Here is a 1,070-nt window from a genome sequence, read left to right as displayed (position 1 = left end):
ATGTTTGTCCCTGCTCCTGAGGTGCCCACGCAATCCGGGCCACTTGGTATTCGTTACGACTTCAATGATGGTGCCCGCGTGTTGCTGCCTTCCGGGCAGTGGCGTGTCGAAATCCTTGATGCGGACACCGATAACATGTTGTTCGCCTGCGATGTGGACGAAGGGTGGGTGACCAGCGCTAAAAAATTCTTTGTGCGCTTTAATATCCGGGTCTATATCCGCGGAGAAGCCACACCGGTACTCGACCATACCCTGGGACTGCGTGACCAGGAGGTCATTATTTCGTTTCCTGTGGGCACGCTCGGCGACCTTGTTGGCTGGGTGCCCTATGCAGAGCGTTTCCGCAAGCAGCACCAGTGTCAGCTTGAGTGCTCGATGGGCGCGCTGATAATCGAACTTTTTGCCGGCAGTTACCCGGATATTCGTTTCACTGAGCCCGCAAAATGTACCGGTCGTCAGCCTTATGCCACCTACCGTATTGGCTTGTTCTTCAAAGGTGATTTGAATAACCAGCCGATTGATTTTCGCATGGTGGGACTGCACCGCACGGCCGGGCATATCCTCGGCGTCGACTCCGCTGAAATCGTTCCGCAACTGTCCCTGAACGCACCGCGCACTATTGAGCAACCTTACGTCTGCATTGCCACCAAAGCGTCCTGCCAGGCCAAGTTCTGGAATAACGGCACCGGCTGGGACGAGGTGGTGACTTACCTGAAAGCGCAGGGATACCGCGTCCTGTGCATAGACCAGCAGGCCACTGTCGGTCAGGGGTTTGTCTGGAATCACATCCCTCACGGGGCGGAAGACTTCACCGGTGATATTCCCCTGCCTGAACGGGTGGCACTGTTACAGCACGCCGACTTTTTCATCGGGCTGTCCAGCGGACTGAGCTGGCTGGCCTGGGCCTGCCGAATTCCGGTGGTGATGATAAGCGGCTTCACGCTACCGAACTGTGAGTTTGACACTGCACACCGCGTCTTTAATCCGCATGTGTGTAACGGCTGCTGGGATGACGTGCGTATTGATTTTGACCATAAAGATTTTTTCTGGTGCCCACGCCACAAGGGCAC

At 55.9% G+C, this 1,070-nt stretch carries 1 protein-coding gene; it reads left to right on the top strand.

Going from position 1 to position 1,070, the window contains the following annotated elements; genetic code table 11:
- A partial coding sequence (locus EC843_RS24420) for an autotransporter strand-loop-strand O-heptosyltransferase (RefSeq protein WP_133523205.1) occupies window positions 1-1,070 on the top strand: 1,070 nt, incomplete at its 3' end.

The organism is Buttiauxella sp. JUb87, from assembly GCF_004361975.1.
In the GTDB taxonomy this organism is placed as follows: domain Bacteria; phylum Pseudomonadota; class Gammaproteobacteria; order Enterobacterales; family Enterobacteriaceae; genus Buttiauxella; species Buttiauxella ferragutiae.
Note: the sequence above shows the minus strand (reverse complement) of the source record. Positions and strands in the feature narration are given on the sequence as shown.